Annotated in this window: 20 protein-coding genes; 18 read left to right on the top strand and 2 right to left on the bottom strand. The window is 64.2% G+C overall.

The window, feature by feature from the left end; all coding sequences use genetic code 11:
* Positions 1–37: 37 nt before the first annotated feature.
* The 12 genes from F6X39_RS36795 (at position 38) to cysM (ending at position 12,290) form a co-directional block, all read left to right on the top strand.
* The gene (locus F6X39_RS36795) at positions 38–979 is read left to right on the top strand and encodes a prephenate dehydrogenase (RefSeq protein WP_184028740.1); all 942 of its coding nucleotides are present in this window, start codon (positions 38–40) and stop codon (positions 977–979) included.
* Between the two features lie 18 nt (positions 980–997).
* Positions 998–2,302, top strand: coding sequence for a 3-phosphoshikimate 1-carboxyvinyltransferase (gene aroA / locus F6X39_RS36790; protein WP_184027696.1), 1,305 nt, complete (start codon positions 998–1,000; stop codon positions 2,300–2,302).
* Positions 2,303–2,349: 47 nt separating this feature from the next.
* Positions 2,350–3,036: a (d)CMP kinase gene (cmk, locus tag F6X39_RS14580; RefSeq protein WP_187617119.1), complete on the top strand. Its 687-nt coding sequence runs from the start codon at positions 2,350–2,352 to the stop codon at positions 3,034–3,036.
* Positions 3,037–3,200: 164 nt separating this feature from the next.
* Complete coding sequence (rpsA, locus tag F6X39_RS14575; RefSeq protein ID WP_008921410.1) at positions 3,201–4,934, top strand: 30S ribosomal protein S1; 1,734 nt, start codon at positions 3,201–3,203, stop codon at positions 4,932–4,934.
* Between the two features lie 21 nt (positions 4,935–4,955).
* Entirely contained in the window at positions 4,956–5,279 is a 324-nt protein-coding gene (locus tag F6X39_RS14570; protein WP_006050255.1) for an integration host factor subunit beta, read from the top strand.
* Positions 5,280–5,577: 298 nt separating this feature from the next.
* On the top strand, positions 5,578–5,871 hold the full coding sequence (locus F6X39_RS14565; protein ID WP_184027701.1) for a lipopolysaccharide assembly LapA domain-containing protein: 294 nt from the start codon (positions 5,578–5,580) through the stop codon (positions 5,869–5,871).
* A gap of 69 nt (positions 5,872–5,940) precedes the next feature.
* A complete protein-coding gene (lapB, locus tag F6X39_RS14560) occupies positions 5,941–7,116 on the top strand; it encodes a lipopolysaccharide assembly protein LapB (RefSeq protein WP_187617118.1) in 1,176 nt (391 codons plus the stop codon).
* Between the two features lie 126 nt (positions 7,117–7,242).
* Positions 7,243–8,646 carry a UDP-glucose dehydrogenase family protein gene (locus tag F6X39_RS14555; RefSeq protein WP_187617117.1) on the top strand — a complete coding sequence of 468 codons (1,404 nt, stop codon included), beginning with the start codon at positions 7,243–7,245 and terminating at the stop codon, positions 8,644–8,646.
* The gene (rfaE1, locus tag F6X39_RS14550; RefSeq protein ID WP_316251687.1) at positions 8,612–9,619 is read left to right on the top strand and encodes a D-glycero-beta-D-manno-heptose-7-phosphate kinase; all 1,008 of its coding nucleotides are present in this window, start codon (positions 8,612–8,614) and stop codon (positions 9,617–9,619) included. The genes F6X39_RS14555 and rfaE1 overlap by 35 nt, the downstream gene beginning before the upstream one ends.
* A gap of 85 nt (positions 9,620–9,704) precedes the next feature.
* Positions 9,705–10,697: an ADP-glyceromanno-heptose 6-epimerase gene (rfaD, locus tag F6X39_RS14545; protein WP_184011054.1), complete on the top strand. Its 993-nt coding sequence runs from the start codon at positions 9,705–9,707 to the stop codon at positions 10,695–10,697.
* A 78-nt stretch (positions 10,698–10,775) separates the two neighbouring features.
* On the top strand, positions 10,776–11,150 hold the full coding sequence (locus F6X39_RS14540) for a ComEA family DNA-binding protein (RefSeq protein WP_184070718.1): 375 nt from the start codon (positions 10,776–10,778) through the stop codon (positions 11,148–11,150).
* A gap of 237 nt (positions 11,151–11,387) precedes the next feature.
* Positions 11,388–12,290 carry a cysteine synthase CysM gene (gene cysM / locus F6X39_RS14535; RefSeq protein ID WP_090801307.1) on the top strand — a complete coding sequence of 301 codons (903 nt, stop codon included), beginning with the start codon at positions 11,388–11,390 and terminating at the stop codon, positions 12,288–12,290.
* Positions 12,291–12,402: 112 nt separating this feature from the next.
* Here the strand turns inward: cysM and mltB are convergent, their stop codons facing one another.
* Positions 12,403–13,581, bottom strand: coding sequence for a lytic murein transglycosylase B (mltB, locus tag F6X39_RS14530; RefSeq protein ID WP_184061350.1), 1,179 nt, complete (start codon positions 13,579–13,581; stop codon positions 12,403–12,405).
* A 334-nt stretch (positions 13,582–13,915) separates the two neighbouring features.
* Here mltB and F6X39_RS14525 point away from each other — a divergent pair, with 334 nt between their 5' ends.
* Complete coding sequence (locus F6X39_RS14525; RefSeq protein WP_090801305.1) at positions 13,916–14,839, top strand: histone deacetylase family protein; 924 nt, start codon at positions 13,916–13,918, stop codon at positions 14,837–14,839.
* A gap of 79 nt (positions 14,840–14,918) precedes the next feature.
* Positions 14,919–15,728 (top strand): enoyl-CoA hydratase, encoded by an 810-nt coding sequence (locus tag F6X39_RS14520; RefSeq protein WP_184027710.1) that lies wholly within the window; start codon positions 14,919–14,921, stop codon positions 15,726–15,728.
* Positions 15,729–15,755: 27 nt separating this feature from the next.
* Here F6X39_RS14520 and F6X39_RS14515 read toward each other — a convergent pair whose 3' ends face one another.
* Positions 15,756–16,661 (bottom strand): alpha/beta hydrolase, encoded by a 906-nt coding sequence (locus F6X39_RS14515; RefSeq protein WP_187617116.1) that lies wholly within the window; start codon positions 16,659–16,661, stop codon positions 15,756–15,758.
* Positions 16,662–16,900: 239 nt separating this feature from the next.
* Here F6X39_RS14515 and F6X39_RS14510 point away from each other — a divergent pair, with 239 nt between their 5' ends.
* From F6X39_RS14510 to F6X39_RS14495, 4 genes are all read left to right on the top strand, one after another.
* Positions 16,901–17,935, top strand: a complete 1,035-nt coding sequence (locus tag F6X39_RS14510) for a methionine ABC transporter ATP-binding protein (RefSeq protein ID WP_187617115.1) — start codon at positions 16,901–16,903, stop codon at positions 17,933–17,935.
* Complete coding sequence (locus F6X39_RS14505) at positions 17,925–18,578, top strand: methionine ABC transporter permease (RefSeq protein WP_184070708.1); 654 nt, start codon at positions 17,925–17,927, stop codon at positions 18,576–18,578. Before F6X39_RS14510 ends, F6X39_RS14505 begins: the two co-directional genes overlap by 11 nt.
* A 48-nt stretch (positions 18,579–18,626) precedes the next feature.
* Positions 18,627–19,424, top strand: a complete 798-nt coding sequence (locus F6X39_RS14500; RefSeq protein ID WP_184027728.1) for a MetQ/NlpA family ABC transporter substrate-binding protein — start codon at positions 18,627–18,629, stop codon at positions 19,422–19,424.
* 235 nt (positions 19,425–19,659) lie between these two features.
* Positions 19,660–20,390 (top strand): electron transfer flavoprotein subunit beta/FixA family protein (locus F6X39_RS14495; RefSeq protein WP_187617114.1); only part of this gene is annotated, 731 nt, incomplete at its 3' end.

Genomic DNA, 20,390 nt, shown 5'->3' with positions numbered 1-20,390 from the left:
CGGCCGGCAGGAGCGGCGCGCTTATTGTCCGTATTGTGTGAGCGACGTGGCCGCGTTTTCTTTTAACAAGCTGGTGATTTTCGGTGTCGGCCTGATCGGCGGATCGCTCGCGCGCGCGTTGCGTGAACGCGGCGAGGCCGGCGGGGCACGCACGGTGGTTGGGGTGGGACGGACGTCCGCGTCGAGCGAGCGCGCGTTGGCGCTCGGGGTGATCGACGGCGCCGCGGCGCTCACCGACGACGCCGCGCTGCGCGACGCGCTAGCGGGCGCGGACTTCGTGCTGCTCGCGGCGCCGGTCGCGCAGACACAGCCGCTGCTCGAACGCATCGCGCTGCATCTCGACGCCAACACGATCGTCACCGATGCGGGCAGCACCAAGTCCGACGTGGTCGCCGCCGCGCGCGCGGCGCTCGGTGCACGGATCGGCCAGTTCGTGCCGGGCCATCCGATCGCCGGCCGCGAGTCGAGCGGCGTCGACGCCGCGTTGCCCGATCTGTACGTGAACCGCAACGTCGTGCTGTGCCCGCTGCCGGAGAACGCGCCGGAAGCGGTCGAGCGCGTCGCGGCGATGTGGCGCGCCACCGGCGCCTTGGTGCGGGACATGACGCCGCAGCAGCACGACCGCGTGTTCGCGTCGGTCAGTCATCTACCGCACGTGCTGTCGTTCGCGCTCGTCGAACAGATCCTCAGTTCGCCCGACGCCGCTTTGAAGTTCTCGTTCGCGGCGGGCGGATTCCGCGACTTCACGCGCATCGCCGCGTCGAGTCCGGAGATGTGGCGCGACGTCTGCGTCGCCAATCGCGCGGCGCTGCTCGACGAACTCGACGCGTATACCGCGGTGCTCGCGCGCCTGCGCACGGCGATCGAGGCCGGCGACGGCGCCGCGCTCGAGGCGGTGTTCGCGCGCTCGCGCGTCGCGCGCAGTCAGTGGCAGGAGCAGCGCGCGGCTGGCGTGGCCGCCAGCGACGCGTCCAAATAACCGGAAACTGGACACATCATGGAATTCCTCGATCTCGGACCTTTTTCCCGTGCGTCCGGCACGATCCGTCTGCCCGGCTCGAAGAGCATCTCGAACCGCGTGCTGCTGCTCGCCGCGCTCGCCGAAGGCGAGACGACGATCACGAACCTGCTCGATTCCGATGACACCCGAGTGATGCTCGCCGCGCTCGAAAAGCTTGGCGTACGTCTGAAGCGTGACGGTGACACCTGCGTGGTGACCGGCACGCGCGGCGCGTTCACCGCGCGAACGGCCGACCTGTTCCTCGGCAACGCGGGTACGGCGGTGCGTCCGCTGACCGCGGCCCTCTCCGTGAACGGCGGCGATTACCGGATCCACGGCGTGCCGCGCATGCACGAGCGGCCGATCGGCGATCTCGTCGACGGCCTGCGCCAGATCGGCGCGAAGATCGACTACGAACAGAACGAAGGCTATCCGCCGCTACGCATCCGTCCCGCCCAGATCACGGCCGACGCGCCGATCCGCGTGCGCGGCGACGTGTCGAGCCAGTTTCTGACCTCGCTGCTGATGACGCTGCCGCTCTTGCGCACCGCGAGCGGCGTCACCACCGTGCAGGTCGACGGCGAGCTGATCTCGAAGCCGTACATCGAGATCACGATCAAGCTGATGGCGCGCTTCGGCATCGACGTCGAGCGTCACGGCTGGCACCAGTTCGTGGTGCCGGCCGGGCAGCGTTATCAGTCGCCAGGCGCGATCATGGTGGAAGGGGATGCGTCGTCGGCGTCGTATTTCCTCGCCGCGGGAGCGCTCGGCGGCGGCCCGCTGAGAGTGGAAGGGGTGGGCCGCGCGAGCATCCAGGGCGACGTCGGCTTTGCCGATGCGCTGATCAAGATGGGCGCGAACCTGCAGATGGGCGAGGACTGGATCGAAGTGCGCGGCGTCGGCAACGACCATGGCAAGCTCGATCCGATCGACATGGACTTCAACCTGATCCCCGACGCCGCGATGACGATCGCGGTCGCCGCGCTGTTCGCGGACGGCACGACCACGCTGCGCAACATCGCAAGCTGGCGCGTCAAGGAAACCGACCGCATCGCCGCGATGGCGACCGAGCTGCGCAAGGTCGGCGCGAAGGTGCAGGAGGGCGAGGATTTCCTCGTCGTCACGCCGCCCGAAAAGCTCATCCCGAATGCCGCGATCGACACCTACGACGACCACCGTATGGCGATGTGCTTCTCGCTCGTGAGCTTGGGCGGTGTGCCGATCCGCATCAATGACCCGAAGTGCGTCGGCAAGACGTTCCCCGATTATTTCGAGCGCTTCACGGCGCTCGCGCAACCCTGATGCAATCCAGATTCGCGTGCGAATCGCCCGATGTGCGACATTTTTAGATGAAACCGATCCGTCCCTTTCACCAGACGCCCGTCATTACGATCGACGGCCCCAGCGCCTCCGGCAAAGGCACTGTGGCCGCGATGGTGGCCGCCAACCTCGGCTTTCACCTGCTCGACAGCGGCGCGCTCTACCGGCTCGCGGCACTCGCGAGCCTGCGCTACGGCATCGCGGCGGACGACGTCGACGCACTTGTCAAACTGATCGACGACCTCCATATCACGTTTCGCGAGGGGCTCGCGCAGCTCGACGGCGTCGATGTATCGACCGAAATTCGTGCCGAGGAAGTGGGCAGCCGCGCCTCGGCGATCGCCGTTCACGCGCAGGTGCGAACCGCGCTGGTGGCGCGTCAGCGGGCGTTTCGCAAGGAGCCGGGGCTCGTCGCCGACGGGCGCGACATGGGCACCGTGATCTTTCAGGATGCCGTGCTGAAGGTGTTCATGACGGCGAGCGTCGAGGCCCGCGCGACGCGCCGGCATAAGCAATTGATCCAAAAAGGATTTTCTGCTAATATAGATGACTTGCTCCGGGATTTGCGTGAGCGCGACGAGCGTGACAGTCAGCGCGCGGCCGCGCCGCTCAAGCCCGCGGCGGATGCAAAACTGCTTGATACCTCCGCATTGTCGGTCGACCAGGCGGTCGAGCAGGTGGTGCAATGGTATGAAGCGCTGGTCCCGCATGCGTAACTGAGACGGTCATGCGGTAGTGGCCAGACAGCGGCAGTCCTGTTGTTGGTAGGTGCTTCGCGATGGTCGCGAAGCGTTGTTTTTTTAACCCTTTAACCCCGCGTGGCGTTCGCGTATTTGCCGCAGTTGCTGACCAGTCCGGTGAGCCAGGCGTTGCGAAGACCATGCAAACTCTGATTTTTATGTCCGACCTGCAAACCTCTACCCCGAATACCGAATCTTTTGCGGCTCTGTTCGAAGAGTCGCTGACCAAGCAGGACATGCGCGCTGGCGAAGTGATCTCCGCGGAAGTCGTGCGTGTCGACCACAACTTCGTGGTCGTGAACGCTGGTCTGAAGTCCGAAGCCTACATCCCGCTCGAAGAGTTCCTGAACGACGCGGGCGAGGTAGAAGTGCAGGCGGGCGACTTCGTTTCCGTCGCGATCGACGCGCTGGAAAACGGCTATGGCGACACCATCCTGTCGCGTGACAAGGCGAAGCGTCTGGCTTCGTGGCTGTCGCTGGAAAAGGCGCTGGACAACAACGAACTCGTAACCGGCACGATCACGGGCAAGGTCAAGGGCGGTATGACCGTGATGGTCAACGGGATCCGCGCGTTCCTGCCGGGTTCGCTGGTTGATACGCGTCCGGTCAAGGACACCACCCCGTACGAAGGCAAGACGCTCGAATTCCGCGTCATCAAGCTCGACCGCAAGCGTAACAACGTCGTGCTGTCGCGCCGCGCTGTCATCGAGGCAACGCAAGGCGAAGAGCGCGCGAAGCTGCTCGAAACGCTGAAGGAAGGCGCGATCGTCGAAGGCGTGGTCAAGAACATCACCGACTACGGCGCGTTCGTGGACCTCGGCGGTATCGACGGCCTGCTGCACATCACGGACATCGCATGGCGTCGTGTGCGTCACCCGAGCGAAGTTCTGTCGGTTGGCCAGGAAGTCACCGCGAAGATCCTCAAGTTCGACCAGGAAAAGAACCGCGTTTCGCTCGGTATCAAGCAACTGGGCGACGATCCGTGGGAAGGCATCTCGCGCCGTTACCCGTCGGGCACGCGTCTGTTCGGTAAGGTCACCAACATCACCGACTACGGCGCATTCGTCGAAGTGGAATCGGGCATCGAAGGCCTCGTCCACGTGTCGGAAATGGACTGGACCAACAAGAACGTTGCTCCGTCGAAGGTTGTCCAATTGGGCGACGAAGTCGAAGTCATGGTTCTCGAAATCGACGAAGACCGCCGTCGTATCAGCCTCGGCATGAAGCAGTGCAAGCCGAACCCGTGGGACGACTTCAGCCGCAACTTCAAGAAGGGCGACAAGATCAGCGGCGCCATCAAGTCGATCACCGACTTCGGCGTGTTCATTGGTCTGCCGGGCGGCATCGACGGTCTGGTTCACCTGTCGGATCTGTCGTGGAGCGAAACCGGCGAGGAAGCCGTTCGCAAGTACAAGAAGGGCGACGAAGTGGAAGCGATCGTTCTCGGCATCGACGTCGAGAAGGAACGTATTTCGCTGGGTATCAAGCAGCTCGAAGGCGACCCGTTCAGCAACTACGTTGCAATGAACGACAAGGGTTCGGTCGTCGACGGTACTGTCAAGTCGGTGGACGCGAAGGGTGCTGTGGTCCAGCTGTCGGGTGAAGTCGAAGGCTACCTGCGTGCTTCGGAAATCGCCCAGGACCGCGTGGAAGACGCTCGCAACGTGCTGAAGGAAGGCGACAAGGTCAACGCGATGATCATCAACATCGATCGCAAGTCGCGTGGCATCAACCTGTCGATCAAGGCGAAGGATTCGGCTGAGCAGCAGGAAGCCATCCGCGGTCTCGCTGCTTCGGATTCGAGCGCAGCCGCTACCGGCACGACGAACCTCGGCGCGCTGCTGAAGGCCAAGCTCGACGGCCAGAACCAGTAAGCCTGAGAGGTCTGCTGCAGTATGACCAAATCGGAATTGGTCGCCCAGCTGGCTACGCGGTTTCCGCAACTTGTTCTCAAGGATGCGGATTTCGCGGTGAAGACGATGCTCGATGCGATGTCGGAGGCACTTGCCAAAGGTCATCGCATCGAAATTCGAGGCTTCGGCAGCTTCGGGCTCAACCGCCGTCCCTCCCGCGTTGGACGCAATCCGAAGTCGGGCGAAAAGGTGCTGGTACCTGAGAAGTACGTACCGCACTTCAAGCCAGGCAAGGAATTGCGCGAGCGGGTGGATCGTCGCGCGGGCGAGCCGCTGAAGGCCGAAGAGCCGGATGACGACCTTTAATGACTCCGCTGTGCGTCTTGCAGCGTGGCATAGCTAGCGTCAGCGGCCAAAGCCAGTCGGCAAAAGACCAGGAAAAGCGCCTTCGGGCGCTTTTTTTTCGACCATCGTTTGAGAAGAGGGCGCCTTCCGGTGCGGCCTTTGCATTTCGCGAATCGCCCGTCAGTGCGCCATCCCGCCACTTGCTGCCCAGCCCCGAGGTCATCCATTACAATACGGGTCACTTCGGCGCGGGCAACACCGTGGCGCGACGCGTCATCGAGCCGGCGTCACCCCGCAACTGCCGTCAAGAGATCTATTCATGAAATTTATCGTCTGGCTGATCCGTGTGCTGGTGTTCGTGCTGCTGCTGGTGCTGGCGCTCTCCAACACGCAACCCGCTACGCTGAATTTCCTCGCCGGCTACGTCTGGTCGGCGCCTCTGATTCTGATCGGTCTCGCGTTTTTCGTGATCGGCTTGCTTGCGGGGCTCGTGTCGGCGGTGCCGGCCGTCGTACGTCTGCGCATGGAGAATGGCCGGCTCAGGCGCGAATTGCGCGTGGCGCGCGAAACTCCAGCCGTCGTCGAGCAGCCGCCGATGCCGCCGCTGATCTGAACTCCGTTGCGCCGCGCGCTCTGAGCGCGGCTTTTCGTTTTCCCTTTCCCGCACATTTGCATTAGTCGCATGGATCTAGACTTCTGGTGGCTGCTGGTCATACCCGTCGCATTCGCGTTCGGCTGGATGGCGGCGCGCTACGACCTCAAGACGCTGCTGTCCGAAAGCGCGAACCTGCCGCGGTCCTATTTTCGCGGCCTGAACTTCCTGCTCAACGAGCAGCCCGACCAGGCGATCGACGCATTCATCGAGGTCGTCAAGCTCGACCCTGAAACGGTCGAATTGCATTTCGCGCTCGGCAATCTGTTCCGCCGGCGCGGCGAAACGGATCGAGCGATCCGCGTGCATCAAAATCTGCTGAGCCGCGCGGACCTGCCTGTCAGTGAGCGCGATCACGCGCTGTACGAACTCGGCCAGGACTTCCTGAAAGCGGGTCTGCTCGACCGTGCCGAGGAAACCTTCCGCTCGCTGCAGGCGGGCGATTACGCACTCGGCGCTCAACGCGCGCTGTTGACGATCTACGAGATCGAGAAGGACTGGGTCAAGTCGATCGATACCGCGCGACATCTCGAAACGATGGGCGCACCGTCGCTCGAGAAGGAAATCGCGCAGTTCCATTGCGAACTTGCTCAGGAAGCGCTGCAGCAGAAGAAACCGGACGAAGCGCGTCATCAGCTCGGTCTCGCGCTGAAGGCGAACCCGACCAACGTGCGCGCGACGATCCTGTTCGGCGACGTCGACGCGGCCGGCGGCGCGTCCGAAGCGGCGATCGGTCAATGGCGCGGCGTCGAGGAGCAGAACCCCGCGTATCTGCCGCTCGTCGCCGAGAAAATCATGAAGGCGTATGAAGCGCTCGGCCGCGCGCAGGAGGGCGCCGATCTGCTGACCACGTGGGTCGACCGTCATCCGAGCAACGATCTGCTCGACGTCGCGTATCAGTACGTCGCGTCGCTGCGCGGCGCCGATGCCGCGCATGCGCTCGCGCGCACGCAGATGCAGAAGTCGCCGAATCTGGCCGGCATGACGCGTCTGCTCGAAGCGCAGCAGGCCGTCGCCGAAGAGCCGCGGCGCAGCGAGCTCGAACTGATGCACACACTGATCCGCCAGCGCACCAAGAATCTGCCACGCTATACGTGCCAGAATTGTGGTTTCCGGGCGCGGCTTTTCTACTGGCAGTGCCCCGGATGCAGCGGTTGGGAAACCTATGCACCGCGCCGCGTCGAGCCGATTACCGCGTCGAGTTGACGCCGCACGGGCGGCTTTGGCCGCGTCGGCGTTCATTGCGACGCAACCGCTCCGCGAATTTCGCAACGAGTTTATCGCCGGCCTCATGAGCGGCATTCATTACCGGAACCTTCCACCGGAAAGCGTATGAAAATCACCATTATCGGCACCGGCTATGTGGGCCTTGTCACCGGCGCCTGTCTCGCCGAAATCGGCAATGACGTCTTCTGTCTCGACGTCGATCAGCGCAAGATCGACATCCTCAACAAAGGCGGCGTGCCGATTCACGAACCGGGCTTGCAGGAGATGATCGCCCGCACGCGCGCGGCTGGCCGCATCACGTTCTCGACCGATGTCGCCGCGAGCGTCGCGCACGGCGACGTGCAGTTCATCGCGGTCGGCACGCCGCCCGACGAAGACGGCTCCGCCGATCTGCAATATGTGCTCGAGGCCGCGCGCAACATCGGCCGCACGATGAATGGTTTCAAGGTGATCGTCGACAAATCGACGGTGCCGGTCGGCACCGCGCAGCGCGTGAGCGCGGTGATCAATGAAGAGCTCGCGAAACGCGGGCTCGCCGGCAGCGCGCAGCATCGCTTCTCGGTCGTGTCGAATCCGGAGTTCCTGAAGGAAGGTGCGGCCGTCGACGACTTCATGCGCCCCGACCGTATCGTGATCGGTATCGACGAAGACGAACCGGGCGTGCGGGCGCGCGAAATGATGAAGCGTCTGTACGCGCCGTTCAACCGCAATCACGAACGCACGCTGTATATGGACGTTCGCTCGGCCGAGTTCACCAAGTACGCGGCCAACGCGATGCTCGCGACGCGCATCTCGTTCATGAACGAGATGTCGAATCTCGCGGACAAGGTCGGCGCCGACATCGAAGCGGTGCGCCGCGGCATCGGTTCCGATCCGCGCATCGGCTATCACTTCCTGTATGCGGGCTGCGGCTATGGCGGCTCGTGCTTCCCGAAGGACGTGCAGGCGTTGATTCGCACCGCGAGCGAGAGCGGCCACAACCTGCGGATTCTCGAGGCGGTCGAGGAAGTGAACTACCAGCAGAAGGACGTGCTCGTGAACAAGATCACCGCAAAGCTCGGCGAGGATTTGAGCGGCCGCGCGTTCGCGGTGTGGGGTCTCGCGTTCAAGCCGAATACCGACGACATGCGCGAGGCGCCGAGCCGTCGCGTGATCGGCGAGTTGCTTGCGCGCGGCGCGAACGTGCGTGCGTACGATCCGGTCGCCGTGACCGAGGCGCGTCGCGTATTCGCGATGGATCTGCACGCTGCGCCGGAGCAGCTGGCGCGTCTCACGTTCACGAGCACTCAGGACGAAACGCTGATCGGCGCCGACGCGCTCGTGATCGTGACCGAATGGAAGGAGTTCAAGAGTCCTGATTTCGTGCATCTGAAATCGGTGCTGAAGACACCGCTGATTTTCGACGGCCGCAATCTGTACGAACCGGACGCGATGACCGAGCTCGGTATCGACTACCACGCCATTGGACGCCCCTATGCCCAACCCTCTGAACTTCCGGTCGATGCCTGAGGCCATGCCCGCGGCGCCCGCGTCCACGACGGCGCACAAGCTCACGGTCGTGCCGCGCGCGCAGCTCAACGCGGCGCGCGTGCTGGTGGTCGGCGACGTGATGCTCGACCGATACTGGTTCGGCGACGTCAACCGCATTTCTCCGGAGGCGCCCGTGCCGGTCGTGCACGTGCAGCGCCAGGAAGATCGGCTGGGCGGCGCGGCGAACGTCGCGCGCAACGCGGTCGCGCTCAGCGCGCAGGCGGGCCTTTTGTGCGTGGTCGGTCATGACGAGCCCGGCGAGCGCATCGTGCAGCTGCTCGGCGAAAGCGGCGTCACGCCGCATCTGGAACGCGATCCGGCCTTGCTGACGACGATCAAGCTGCGCGTGCTGTCGCGTCAGCAACAGTTGCTGCGCGTCGATTTCGAAAACTCGCCGGCACACGAGGTGCTGCTCGCGGGCCTCGCGCGTTTCGACGAGCTGCTGCCATCGTACGACGTGATCCTGATGTCCGACTACGCGAAGGGCGGCCTCACGCACGTCACGCAAATGATCGCGAAGGCGCACGCGGCCGGCAAACCGGTGCTCGTCGATCCGAAGGGCGACGACTGGGAGCGCTATCGCGGCGCGACGCTGATCACGCCGAATCGCGCGGAATTGCGTGAGGTCGTCGGACAGTGGAAGTCCGAGGAAGATCTGATCGCGCGCGTCACGAAGCTGCGCGCCGAGCTCCAGTTCGAGGCGCTGCTGCTGACGCGCTCGGAGGAGGGCATGACGCTGTTCTCCGACGATGGCATCCTGCACGCGTCGGCCGTTGCGCGCGAAGTGTATGATGTGTCGGGCGCGGGCGACACCGTGATCGCGACACTCGCCGCGATGCTCGGCGCGGGTCTTTCGCTCGTTGACGCGGTCGGACTCGCGAATCGCGCGGCCGGCATCGTGGTCGGCAAACTGGGCACCGCCACCGTCGACTACGACGAACTCTTTTCCTGATGCAGCCCGCGGGGCGCCGTCGTCCGACGGACCAGCGGACCCCGCGCGGCGTTGACTGAACGAAGCTCACTACCGCAGGATCACCATGACCGTCATCGTCACCGGCGCGGCCGGTTTTATCGGCAGCAATCTCGTGAAGGCGCTCAACGAGCGCGGCGAACAGCGCATCATCGCCGTCGATAACCTCACGCGTGCGGACAAGTTCAGGAATCTGGTCGACTGCGAAATCGACGACTATCTCGACAAAACCGAATTCGTCGAGCGCTTCAGGCGTGGCGACTTCGGCAAGGTGCGCGCGATATTCCACGAAGGCGCCTGCTCGGACACGATGGAAACCGACGGCCGCTACATGATGGACAACAACTACCGCTATAGCCGCGACGTGCTGGACATCTGCCTCGCGCAGAACGTTCAGTTCCTGTACGCGTCGTCGGCGGCGACGTATGGCGGCTCGAGCCGCTTCGTCGAGGAGCGCGAGGTCGAGCAGCCGCTGAACGTGTACGGCTATTCGAAGTTTCTGTTCGATCAGGTGATTCGCCGCGTGCTGCCCACCGCGAAGAGCCAGATCGTGGGCTTCCGTTATTTCAACGTCTACGGTCCGCGCGAAACGCACAAGGCGCGCATGGCGTCGGTCGCGTTTCACAACTTCAACCAGTTCCGCGCCGAGGGCAAGGTCAAGCTGTTCGGCGAGTACAACGGCTATGCGGCCGGCGAGCAGACGCGCGATTTCATCTCGGTCGAAGACGTCGTCAAGGTCAACCTGTTCTTCTTCGATCATCCGGAGAAGTCAGGCATTTTCAATCTCGGCACCGGCCGCGCGCAGCCGTTCAACGATATCGCGAGCACCGTGGTCAACACGCTGCGCGCGCTGAACAACGAGCCGGCGCTGTCGCTCGCGGATCAGGTGCAACGCGGGCTGATCGAATACATTCCGTTCCCCGACGCGCTGCGCGGCAAGTACCAGTGCTTCACGCAGGCCGATCAGTCGAAACTGCGCACGGCCGGCTACGATGCGCCGTTTCTGAGCGTGCAGGAAGGCGTCGATCGTTACGTGCGTTGGCTGTTCGGCCAGGTGTGATTCGTACGTCATCCTCTTTAAACTGGAATCTCCTGGCCGGTGATGGTCGCCGGCCAGTGGCAACAGGGAGATTCCAATATGTTTCGAAAAGTACTGGTTACCGCGGCGATGCTCGCCGCTTTCGGCCACGCGTATGCGGCGGTCGACGTCAACACGGCTAACGAAGACGCGCTGCGCGGCATCAAGGGCATCGGTCCGGCAAAAGCCAAAGCGATTGTCGAGGAACGTAATGCGCACGGCCCGTTCAAGGACGCGGCGGATTTCGGCAAGCGCGTCAAGGGCATGGGCGGGCACACCATCGAGCGCCTGCAGGCGGAGGGTCTCGCTGTCGGACCGGCTGGCGCGGCTGCTAGCACGCAGGTTGCGGCAACTGCGGCGGGCAAGGAGCCGGCCGCTACGGCCGCGTCCGCCGCCACGCAGAAGGGCGCCGCCGCAGTGGCGGTGAAGAAGTAAGCGGCCGCGAGCCTTGCGCGTGCCATGCTGACGAGCGGCTTGCGGCGCGCACGGTTCGCGAACGTTCCATTGCATCGATTGGTACACACGTTTTCCCGCGGCTCGCAGCCGCGGGCTTTTCGCGTAGCAACACCATGCATCCATGCGGACAGAAGGGCTGCAGGGCAGCGCCGGAGATCGTGGTTTAGAATCGATGGATTGAAGACACTCTTTCGCGCATCGATCGCTAGACCCCATATGGCATACCAAACGATTGAAGACACGGTCGGCAATACGCCGCTCGTACAACTCGTCCGGCTTCCCGACGACGAGATCCGTAGCCGCAACAATGTGATCCTCGCGAAGCTCGAGGGCAACAATCCTGCGGGGTCGGTGAAAGACCGGCCGGCGTTGTCGATGATCAAGAAGGCCGAAGCGCGCGGACGCATCAAGCCGGGCGACACGCTGATCGAATCGACGAGCGGCAACACCGGCATCGCGCTCGCGATGGCCGCCGCAGTCCGCGGCTACAAGATGGTGCTGATCATGCCGGAAGATCTGTCGGTCGAGCGCCGCCAGAGCATGGCCGCTTACGGCGCGGAAATCATCCTGACGCCGGTCAAAGGCGGCATGGAGTACGCGCGCGATCTCGCCGAGCAGATGCAGCGCGAGGGGAAGGGCATCATCCTCGATCAGTTCGCGAACCCGGACAATCCGGCCTCGCACATCGAAGGCACGGGCCCGGAAATCTGGCGCGACACGGAAGGGCGCATCACGCACTTCGTGTCGTCGATGGGCACGACCGGCACGATCATGGGCGTGTCGACGTATCTGAAAACGCAGAACCAGCAGATCGAAATCATCGGCGCGCAGCCGGAAGAGGGCTCGCGTATTCCGGGTATTCGCAAATGGCCGGAAGCGTATCTGCCGAAAATCTTCGACCGCAGCCGCGTCGACCGCGTGGAGAACGTCAGTCAATCCGCGGCCGAGGCGATGGCGCGCCGCCTGGCGTCGGTCGAAGGCATCTTCGCGGGCATTTCGTCGGGTGGCGCGTGCGAAGTCGCGCTGCGCATCGCGCGTCAGGTCGAGAACGCGACGATCGTGTTCATCGTCTGCGATCGCGGCGACCGTTACCTGTCCACGGGGGTATTTCCCGCGTAAGCGGGTCGCCGGGCGCCTTCGCGGGCACACGAGCTAATAAAAAGCGCCGGTCGAGCCGGCGCTTTTTTTGCGTCTTTCAACGCGAGGCGCCCGCGGCGACTCGCGGCGCGACTCACTGCGAATCAGAGTTCGACTGATCCGCCTGGCCTTGCGACGCGCTGCCGTTGTTGGCCGCTTTTGCGGCATTCGCCGCGTCGATCGCTTGCATCTGCGCCTTGACCTTCTGACCCAGCTGATACACCGCGAGCGCATAGAAGAAGCTGCGGTTGTAGCGCGTGAGCACGTAGAAATTCTTCAGGCCGAGCACGAACTCGGTGCCGCGTCCCGGTGTCGGCAGATCGACCACCGTGACCGGGGTGCCCGCTTCGGAAGCAATGTCGACGTTCGGCTCGTTCAGCACGAGGCCGGCACGCAGCAACTGGTCGAGCGGCCAGTGCGGCTCCGGCTGCCCATTGGCCGCGGCCTGCGCGACACCGAGGCTGCCCGCGTCCGAGCCGATTCGCCATACCACCGGCCGCCCGCTTTCCCAGCCGTTCTGGCGCAGATAATTCGCGACGCTGCCGATCGCATCCGCATCGCTCGTGCGCAGATCGATGCGCTTGTTGCCTTCGTAGTCGACCGCGTATTGGACGATGCTGCTCGGCAGGAACTGCGGAATGCCGATCGCGCCGGTGTACGAGCCGAGCACCGTGTTCGGGTCGATCTGCGCGTCGCGCGTCCACACCAGGTAGTCTTCGAGATTCTTGCGGAAGGTCGCTTGGCGGTCCGCGCGATTCGCGGTGTTTGGATAATCGAAGCTCAGCGTGGTCAGCGCATCGAGCACGCGGAAATTACCCATGTAGCGACCGTAGATCGTCTCGACGCCGATGATGCCGACGATCATCTCCGGCGGCACGCCGAACTCCTGATACGCGCGCTGCAGCGTGGCCCGGTTCTCGCGCCAGAACTGCACGCCGGCATTGACGCGCACCGGGTCGAGGAAGCGCGCCTGATACGAGCGCCAGTTCTTGACCGACGGCGTCGGTGACGGGGTGACCAGCTTCACCGCGGTCGCCGAGTAGCTGACGCCGGTGAACAGCGCGTGCAGCGACGCTTCGTCGAAATCGTAGCGCGCGACCATCTCGTTGATGAACGCATCGACGTTCGCGTTGTGCGCATAGCGCTGCGGAATGATCTCTTCCTCGAACGTCTGCCCTTGTGGTACCGGCTGCTGCGGCTGGCTCTGCGCGAGTTGCACCGGCGCTTTCCTCGTGGCGCTTTGCGCGCTCGCGGGACTTGCTGCGATGAACATGCACGATGCGACGATCAGTGAGGCGGCGTGGGTGCCGAAGCGAAGACGGTGGCGTGGGGATCCTGCGGACAGAGCAAGCTTGACGGTCATGGTGAGCAGTGAGCGCGATGCGTGAAAGGCTGGAAGCAGTCGGAAAGCGGCAGGAACGAAACGGCGAATAACGGGTCGGGGAAGTATATCCGACGACTCCTGCAAAACCGTGCTGAATCGGTGACAGCGGCGTCGTGTGGTAACTTGACGAATGGAGGCGCGCGGGGGCGCGCGCCGCTCGACGGAGACACGCCGCGCGCGCAGTTCATGCGTCGCGCCGTAGAAGAGACGCACAACACGAACTATGGCAACAGGCTTCTATTCCCACCCCGACTGTCTGCTGCACGACATGGGGCAGTGGCATCCCGAGTGTCCCGCGCGCCTGCAGGCGATCGAGGATCAACTGATCGCAAGCCGCATCGACGCGCTGATCGAGCGCGAATCGCCGCCGCTCGTCGACGAGGCCGCGCTGCTGCGAGTGCACACGCAGGCGCACGTCGACTACATCCGCGGTCGCTCGCCCGTCGAGGGCGTCGCCGAGATCGATCCCGACACGACGATGAATCCGCACACGTGGCAGGCCGCGCTGCGCGCGGCGGGCGCGGCGGTCGCCGCCACCGACGCGGTGATCGAAGGCCGCTACGACAACGCGTTCTGCAGCGTGCGGCCGCCGGGCCATCACGCGGAGCCGGCGCGTGCGATGGGCTTCTGCTTTTTCAACAACATCGCGATCGCCGCGCGCCACGCGCTCGACGTGCATGGTCTCGCGCGCGTCGCCATCATCGACTTCGACGTGCATCACGGCAACGGCACCGAGGCCGCGTTCTCGGGCGACCCGCGTGTGCTGATGTGCAGTATCTTCCAGCACCCGTTCTATCCGTTCACGGGCGCCGACAACCAGGCGTCCAACATGTGCAACGTGCCGATGCCGGCGCGTTCGAACGGCATGGCCGTGCGCGAAGCGGTCGATATGCTGTGGTTGCCGCGCCTGCACGAATTCAGGCCGGAGATGCTGTTCATCTCGGCCGGTTTCGACGCGCATCGCGAGGACGACCTCGGCAACATGGGCCTCGTCGAAGACGATTACGCGTGGATCACCGACCAGATGCGCGAGATCGCGCGGCGTTATGCGCGTGGGCGCATCGTCAGTTGTCTCGAGGGCGGCTACAACCTGTCGGCGCTCGGGCGCAGCGTGGTCGCGCACGTGCGGTCGCTGGCGGAGATCTGAGGTTGCCCGACTGCACGCGGCGACAGTGGCTCGAAAGCCAGCGAGCGAAAATCGACATTCACGCACCGAGGAGCGAGCCATGAACGCCAGTCCCGCCAGCACCGGCGACGCGTCGCTGGTCACGATCGAACACGACGCATATCGCGTAGCGGGCGTCGTGCGCGTGACGATGAACCGGCCCGATGCGTTCAACGCGCTATCCGAAGCGTTGCTCGACGGACTGCAGCAGACGCTGACCGGGATCGCGAAGACCGATGCCCGCGTGGTCGTGATCGCCGGCGCTGGCCGCGCGTTCTGCGCGGGGCACGACCTGAAGGAAATGCGCGCGGCGCCATCGCTAGCTTATTACCAGCAGCTGTTCGCGCGCTGCACGAAGCTGATGCTGACGATACAGCGCATGCCGCAGCCGGTGATCGCGCGCGTGCATGGCATCGCGACCGCCGCCGGCTGCCAACTGGTCGCAATGTGCGATCTCGCGGTCGCCGCCGATACCGCGCGCTTCGCCGTATCGGGCGTGAACCTCGGATTGTTCTGCGCGACACCGTCGGTGCCGCTGTCGCGCAACCTGTCGCGCAAGGCCGCGCTAGAAATGCTGCTGACCGGCGATTTCATCGACGCCGCCGAAGCGCGCAAGCAGGGGCTCGTGAACCGCGTCGCCCCAGCCGATGCGCTCGACGACGAAGTCGCGCGGCTCGCCGCGAGCATCTGCGCGAAGCCGGTCGAAGCTGTCAGCGCGGGCAAGGGCCTGTTCTACCGGCAGCTCGAAATGGGTATCGAAGCCGCGTACCAGCTCGCGGGGCAGACGATGGCCTGCAACATGATGGACGACTCGGCGCTCGAAGGCGTGCAGGCTTTCATCGACAAACGCGCGCCGGAGTGGAAGCGGTAGTCGACGGCCAGCAAGCGCCGCGTCTTGTCAACTCGGTCCCACCGCCCGCCTTTCGATCCACTCGACCAACGCCTCGATCACCCGATCGCGATCGAGGTCGTTCATCGTCTCGTGGTAGCTACCCTCGTGCAGCGTGAGCGTCTTGTCCGGCGAGCCGGCGTGCTCGCCGAATGCGCGGCTGCCGTCGGGCTCGGTCACTTTGTCGTCGGTGCCATGAAACACGAGCAGCGGCATGCGCAGCCTCGCGCGTCCGCGTTCGATGCGCGCCATCGCGAGCAGCAGCTCGGCGCCCGTGCGCGCCGGAATCGCGTCGTGATGCACGAGCGGATCGTTGAGGTTGGCTTTGACCACCGGCTGAAGGCGCGAGAGCAGCGCAGGGTCGATCTTCATCGCCGGGAAGGTTGGGTAGACGCGGCTGATCACCTGACTTAGCGCGAGCATCCACTTCGGCACGTCGCGGCCCGGCGCGAGCGCGGGGCTCGACAGGATCAGACCGGCGAGGCGCCGCCCGCTCGCGTCGAGGCGCTCTATCGCATACAGCGCCGCCACCGCGCCACCCATGCTGTGACCCATCAGGAATAACGGCGCACAGCTTTGCGCGGCGGCGTCGAGCAGCGCTTGCGCATCGAGCAGATAGTCGTCGAAGCGTTTCACATAGGCGCGCTTGCCGGGCGCGTGGCCGTGGCCGCGCAGATCGATCGCGACGAGTTCGATGCCCGCCGCGTTGAGCCGGCCCGCAACGGCGGCGTAACGGCCGGCGTGTTCGGCGAGGCCGTGCAGCAGCGCTACCGTCGCGCGTATGGGCCCGTTCGGCCGCCAGCGATACAGCGGCAATTCGATGCCATCGCCGGTCGTCACCGACCCGCGCTGCGGCACATCTTTATTGAGACTGCCGGCGCTCGCGCGCACGGTGTGGCTCGGAGAAGTCTGCATGGCGGCGGCCTGTGCTGAGGATGGGTGGCTCGATCATAGTCGTCGCGGCGCGAAGCGCGTGAGCTTCGTGCAAAAAGCGCGGCTCTAATGCCCTCAGGTTATGAAAAGATCGAAATTGATTATTAAAGGGCATGTCGTCGCTGCGGTAGAATGACGACCTCAAATCCCAATAAAAGAAACGGCGGCCGCTTGTCGGGAGCACGATGCTCGCCGGCAGCCTCCGCCGTTTTCGTTTGTCCATGATCGAAATACGCAATGTTTCCCAGCGGTTTGCCGGGCCCCGGGGGTGGGTCGAGGCGCTGCACAACGTCAATCTGACGATTCCGGCGGGCGAGGTGTTCGGCATCATCGGCCGCAGCGGCGCGGGCAAGAGCACGCTCGTGCGCACGATCAATCTGCTGACGCGCCCATCCGAGGGCAACATCCTCGTCAACGGCCGCGATCTGACGACGCTGCCTGCCGCGCAACTGCGCGACGCGCGTCGCGAGATCGGCATGATCTTCCAGCACTTCAATCTGTTGTCGTCGCGCACCGTGTACGAGAACGTCGCGCTGCCGCTCGAACTGGCCGGCATGAAGCGCGACGAGATCGAGGCGAACGTGCTGCCGCTGCTCGAGCTCGTCGGTCTGTCGGCGCAGAAGGACCGCTATCCGGCGCAGATCAGCGGCGGGCAGAAGCAGCGCGTGGGCATCGCGCGTGCGCTCGCGAGCAAGCCGAAGGTGCTGCTGTCGGACGAGGCGACCTCCGCGCTCGACCCCGAAACCACCCGCGCGATCCTCGATCTGCTCAAGCGCATCAACCGCGAACTGAACCTGACGATCGTGCTGATCACTCACCAGATGGACGTGATCAAGCAGGTCTGCGATCGCGTCGCAGTGCTCGACGCGGGCCGCGTCGTCGAAGAGGGCAAGGTGATCGACGTGTTCCTGCAGCCGCACCACGAAGTCACGCGCGCGCTGATCGGCGACGTGATCGCGCAGGAGCTGCCGCCCGCCATGAAGGCGCGCGTCGCGCAGCGGTTGAAGACCGGCAGCGGCCATCTGCTGCGCCTCGCGTTCACCGGTTCGGGCGTCGATCAGCCGATCCTGTCGGAGACGATTCGCCGCTACGAGCTCGACTTCAACATCCTGCACGGCCAGATCGACGAAATCCAGGGGCAGACGTTCGGCTCGCTCGCGGTACTCGCGGGCGGCGATCCGGCCAAGGTCGCGCAGGCGATCACGTTTCTGCGCGAGCAGGGTGTCGTAGTGGAGGAGCTCTCGCATGTTGAGTGAAATGTTCGATATGTTCGTCCAGTCGTTCTGGGAGACGCTCATCATGGTGGGCGTCTCCGGACTGATTGGCGCTGTGGTCGGCGTGCCGCTCGGCGTGCTGCTGTATTTGACCAACCGCCAGGGCGTGCTCGAAAACGTCGCGTTGAATCGCGTGATGGGCGTGATCGTCAACGCGGTGCGCTCGACGCCGTTCATCATCCTGCTGGTCGCGGTGATTCCGTTTACGCGACTTGTCGTCGGTTCGTCAATCGGCACCGCGGCCGCGATCGTGCCGCTGACGATCGCCGCAGCGCCGTTCATCGCGCGTCTGGTCGAAACGGCGCTGCGCGAGGTCGATCGCGGGCTCATCGAGGCGGCCCAGGCGATGGGCGCGACCACCAGCCAGATCGTCTTCAAGGTGCTGTTGCCGGAATCGCTGCCGGGGGTGGTCGCCGGGTTGACGATCACGTTCGTGTCGCTGGTCGGCTATTCGGCGATGGCCGGCGCGATCGGCGGCGGCGGTCTTGGCGACCTCGGCATCCGCTACGGCTATCAGCGCTTCCTGCCAGAAGTGATGCTCGCGGTCGTGCTGATACTGATCGTGTTCGTGCAACTGGTGCAGTCGTTTGGGGATTGGCTCGTGCGTCGTCTGAGCCACAAATAAACAAGGGTGTTCGGAAGCCCGCTAATAAAGATTCGGAAAAGGTCCATCATGCAACGTCGCTTCATTCTCAAGCTGGCCGCCGCATTCGGCGCGGCAACGCTCTTCGCCACCACCGCGGCGCATGCCGAAGACACGATCAAGGTTGGTGTCACCGGCGGCCCGCACGCGCAGATCATGGACGTCGTGAAGACGGTCGCCGCGAAGAACGGCCTGAACATCAGGATCGTCGAATTCTCCGACTACGTGCAGCCGAACGCGGCGCTCGCGGGCGGCGATCTGGACGCGAACAGCTACCAGCACGACCCGTACTTGCAGGCGCAGGTGAAGGATCGCGGCTACAAGCTGATCCGTATCGCCGATACGGTCACGTACCCGATGGGTATCTACTCGAAGAAGGTGAAGTCGCTCGCCGAACTGCAGCCGGGCGCGAAGATCGCCGTGCCGAACGACCCGACCAACGGCGGCCGCGCGCTGCTGTTGCTGCAGAAGCAGGGCTTGCTGAAGCTGCGCGCCGAGGCGGGCCTGAAGGCGACGCCGCTCGACATCGTCGACAATCCGAAGAAATTAAAGATCGTCGAGCTTGACGCGGCGCAGATTCCGCGTTCGCTGGGCGATGTCGATGCCGCCGCGATCAACACCAACTTCGCGATGGAAGCGGGCCTCAAGCCAACGCAGGACGCTATCGCGATCGAGGACCGGAAAGGTCCCTACGTGAACGTGATCGCGATTCGCGAAGCGGACAAGAACAAGCCGTGGGTCGCGAAGCTCGTCGCGGCGTACCACTCGCCGGAAGTGAAGCAGTTCGTCGACAGCAAATTCGGCGGCTCGGTGATCACCTCCTGGTGATGCAACGCCCGCGGACCTCGCAGAACACGACGGCAATGCGAAATTAGAGGTCTGAGTCGGAACCCGGGGTTGTCTCCCGGGTTTTTTGGAGATTAAAATAGAACGATCGTTCGATATTGCCGTTGCGCCGCTGAGGAGCGATATCCTCCCGCAAAGCGCCCGCGACACGGCTGTCATGAGGGCAGTCGCTATAATGTTCATCGGGTTGACGTATTCGTAACTTTGGAGCGTGTGCATGAAAATTCTGGTGCCAGTGAAAAGAGTGGTCGACTACAACGTGAAGGTCCGCGTGAAATCGGACGGTACGGGTGTCGATATCGCGAACGTGAAAATGTCGATGAACCCGTTCGACGAAATCGCGGTTGAAGAAGCGGTGCGTCTGAAGGAAGCGGGCGTCGCGACCGAAGTTGTCGCCGTGTCGGCCGGTGTTGCGCAGGCGCAGGAAACCCTGCGCACCGCGCTCGCCATTGGCGCGGATCGCGCGATCCTGATCGAATCGAACGAAGACCTGCAGCCGCTCGCCGTCGCGAAGCTGCTCAAGGCGCTCGTCGACAAGGAGCAGCCGCAACTGGTGATCCTCGGCAAGCAGGCCATCGACGACGACTCCAATCAGACCGGCCAGATGCTCGCCGCGCTGGCGAATCTGCCGCAGGCGACGTTCGCGTCGAAGCTTGTCGTGGCGGACGGCAAGGCGACGGTCTCGCGTGAAGTGGACGGCGGCGCGGAAACGCTGTCGCTGACGCTGCCGGCCGTGGTCACGACCGATCTGCGCCTGAACGAGCCGCGCTACGTGACGCTGCCGAACATCATGAAGGCGAAGAAAAAGCCGCTGGAAACGGTCAAGCCCGAAGACCTCGGCGTCGATGTCACGCCGCGTCTGAAGACGCTGAAAGTCGCCGAGCCGCCCAGGCGCTCCGCCGGTGTGAAGGTGCCGGACGTGAAGACGCTGGTCGAGAAGCTGAAGAC

This window comes from Paraburkholderia sp. UCT2 (assembly GCF_014397665.1).
Lineage (GTDB): Bacteria > Pseudomonadota > Gammaproteobacteria > Burkholderiales > Burkholderiaceae > Paraburkholderia > Paraburkholderia tuberum.
The sequence above is the reverse complement of the archived record's forward strand: the minus strand, read 5'-3'. Positions and strand labels throughout refer to the sequence as shown.

Coding starts and splice junctions, on each gene's coding strand:
- F6X39_RS14515 (WP_187617116.1), bottom strand. CDS start 16,661: ATGCAGACTTCTCCGAGCCACACCGTGCGCGCGAGCGCCGGCAGTCTC.
- F6X39_RS14505 (WP_184070708.1), top strand. CDS start 17,925: ATGTTGAGTGAAATGTTCGATATGTTCGTCCAGTCGTTCTGGGAGACG.
- cysM (WP_090801307.1), top strand. CDS start 11,388: ATGGCATACCAAACGATTGAAGACACGGTCGGCAATACGCCGCTCGTA.
- cmk (WP_187617119.1), top strand. CDS start 2,350: ATGAAACCGATCCGTCCCTTTCACCAGACGCCCGTCATTACGATCGAC.
- mltB (WP_184061350.1), bottom strand. CDS start 13,581: ATGTTCATCGCAGCAAGTCCCGCGAGCGCGCAAAGCGCCACGAGGAAA.
- F6X39_RS14555 (WP_187617117.1), top strand. CDS start 7,243: ATGAAAATCACCATTATCGGCACCGGCTATGTGGGCCTTGTCACCGGC.
- rfaD (WP_184011054.1), top strand. CDS start 9,705: ATGACCGTCATCGTCACCGGCGCGGCCGGTTTTATCGGCAGCAATCTC.
- F6X39_RS14520 (WP_184027710.1), top strand. CDS start 14,919: ATGAACGCCAGTCCCGCCAGCACCGGCGACGCGTCGCTGGTCACGATC.
- F6X39_RS14570 (WP_006050255.1), top strand. CDS start 4,956: ATGACCAAATCGGAATTGGTCGCCCAGCTGGCTACGCGGTTTCCGCAA.
- lapB (WP_187617118.1), top strand. CDS start 5,941: ATGGATCTAGACTTCTGGTGGCTGCTGGTCATACCCGTCGCATTCGCG.
- aroA (WP_184027696.1), top strand. CDS start 998: ATGGAATTCCTCGATCTCGGACCTTTTTCCCGTGCGTCCGGCACGATC.
- rfaE1 (WP_316251687.1), top strand. CDS start 8,612: ATGCCCAACCCTCTGAACTTCCGGTCGATGCCTGAGGCCATGCCCGCG.
- F6X39_RS14525 (WP_090801305.1), top strand. CDS start 13,916: ATGGCAACAGGCTTCTATTCCCACCCCGACTGTCTGCTGCACGACATG.
- F6X39_RS14500 (WP_184027728.1), top strand. CDS start 18,627: ATGCAACGTCGCTTCATTCTCAAGCTGGCCGCCGCATTCGGCGCGGCA.
- F6X39_RS14510 (WP_187617115.1), top strand. CDS start 16,901: ATGATCGAAATACGCAATGTTTCCCAGCGGTTTGCCGGGCCCCGGGGG.
- F6X39_RS14565 (WP_184027701.1), top strand. CDS start 5,578: ATGAAATTTATCGTCTGGCTGATCCGTGTGCTGGTGTTCGTGCTGCTG.
- F6X39_RS14540 (WP_184070718.1), top strand. CDS start 10,776: ATGTTTCGAAAAGTACTGGTTACCGCGGCGATGCTCGCCGCTTTCGGC.
- rpsA (WP_008921410.1), top strand. CDS start 3,201: ATGCAAACTCTGATTTTTATGTCCGACCTGCAAACCTCTACCCCGAAT.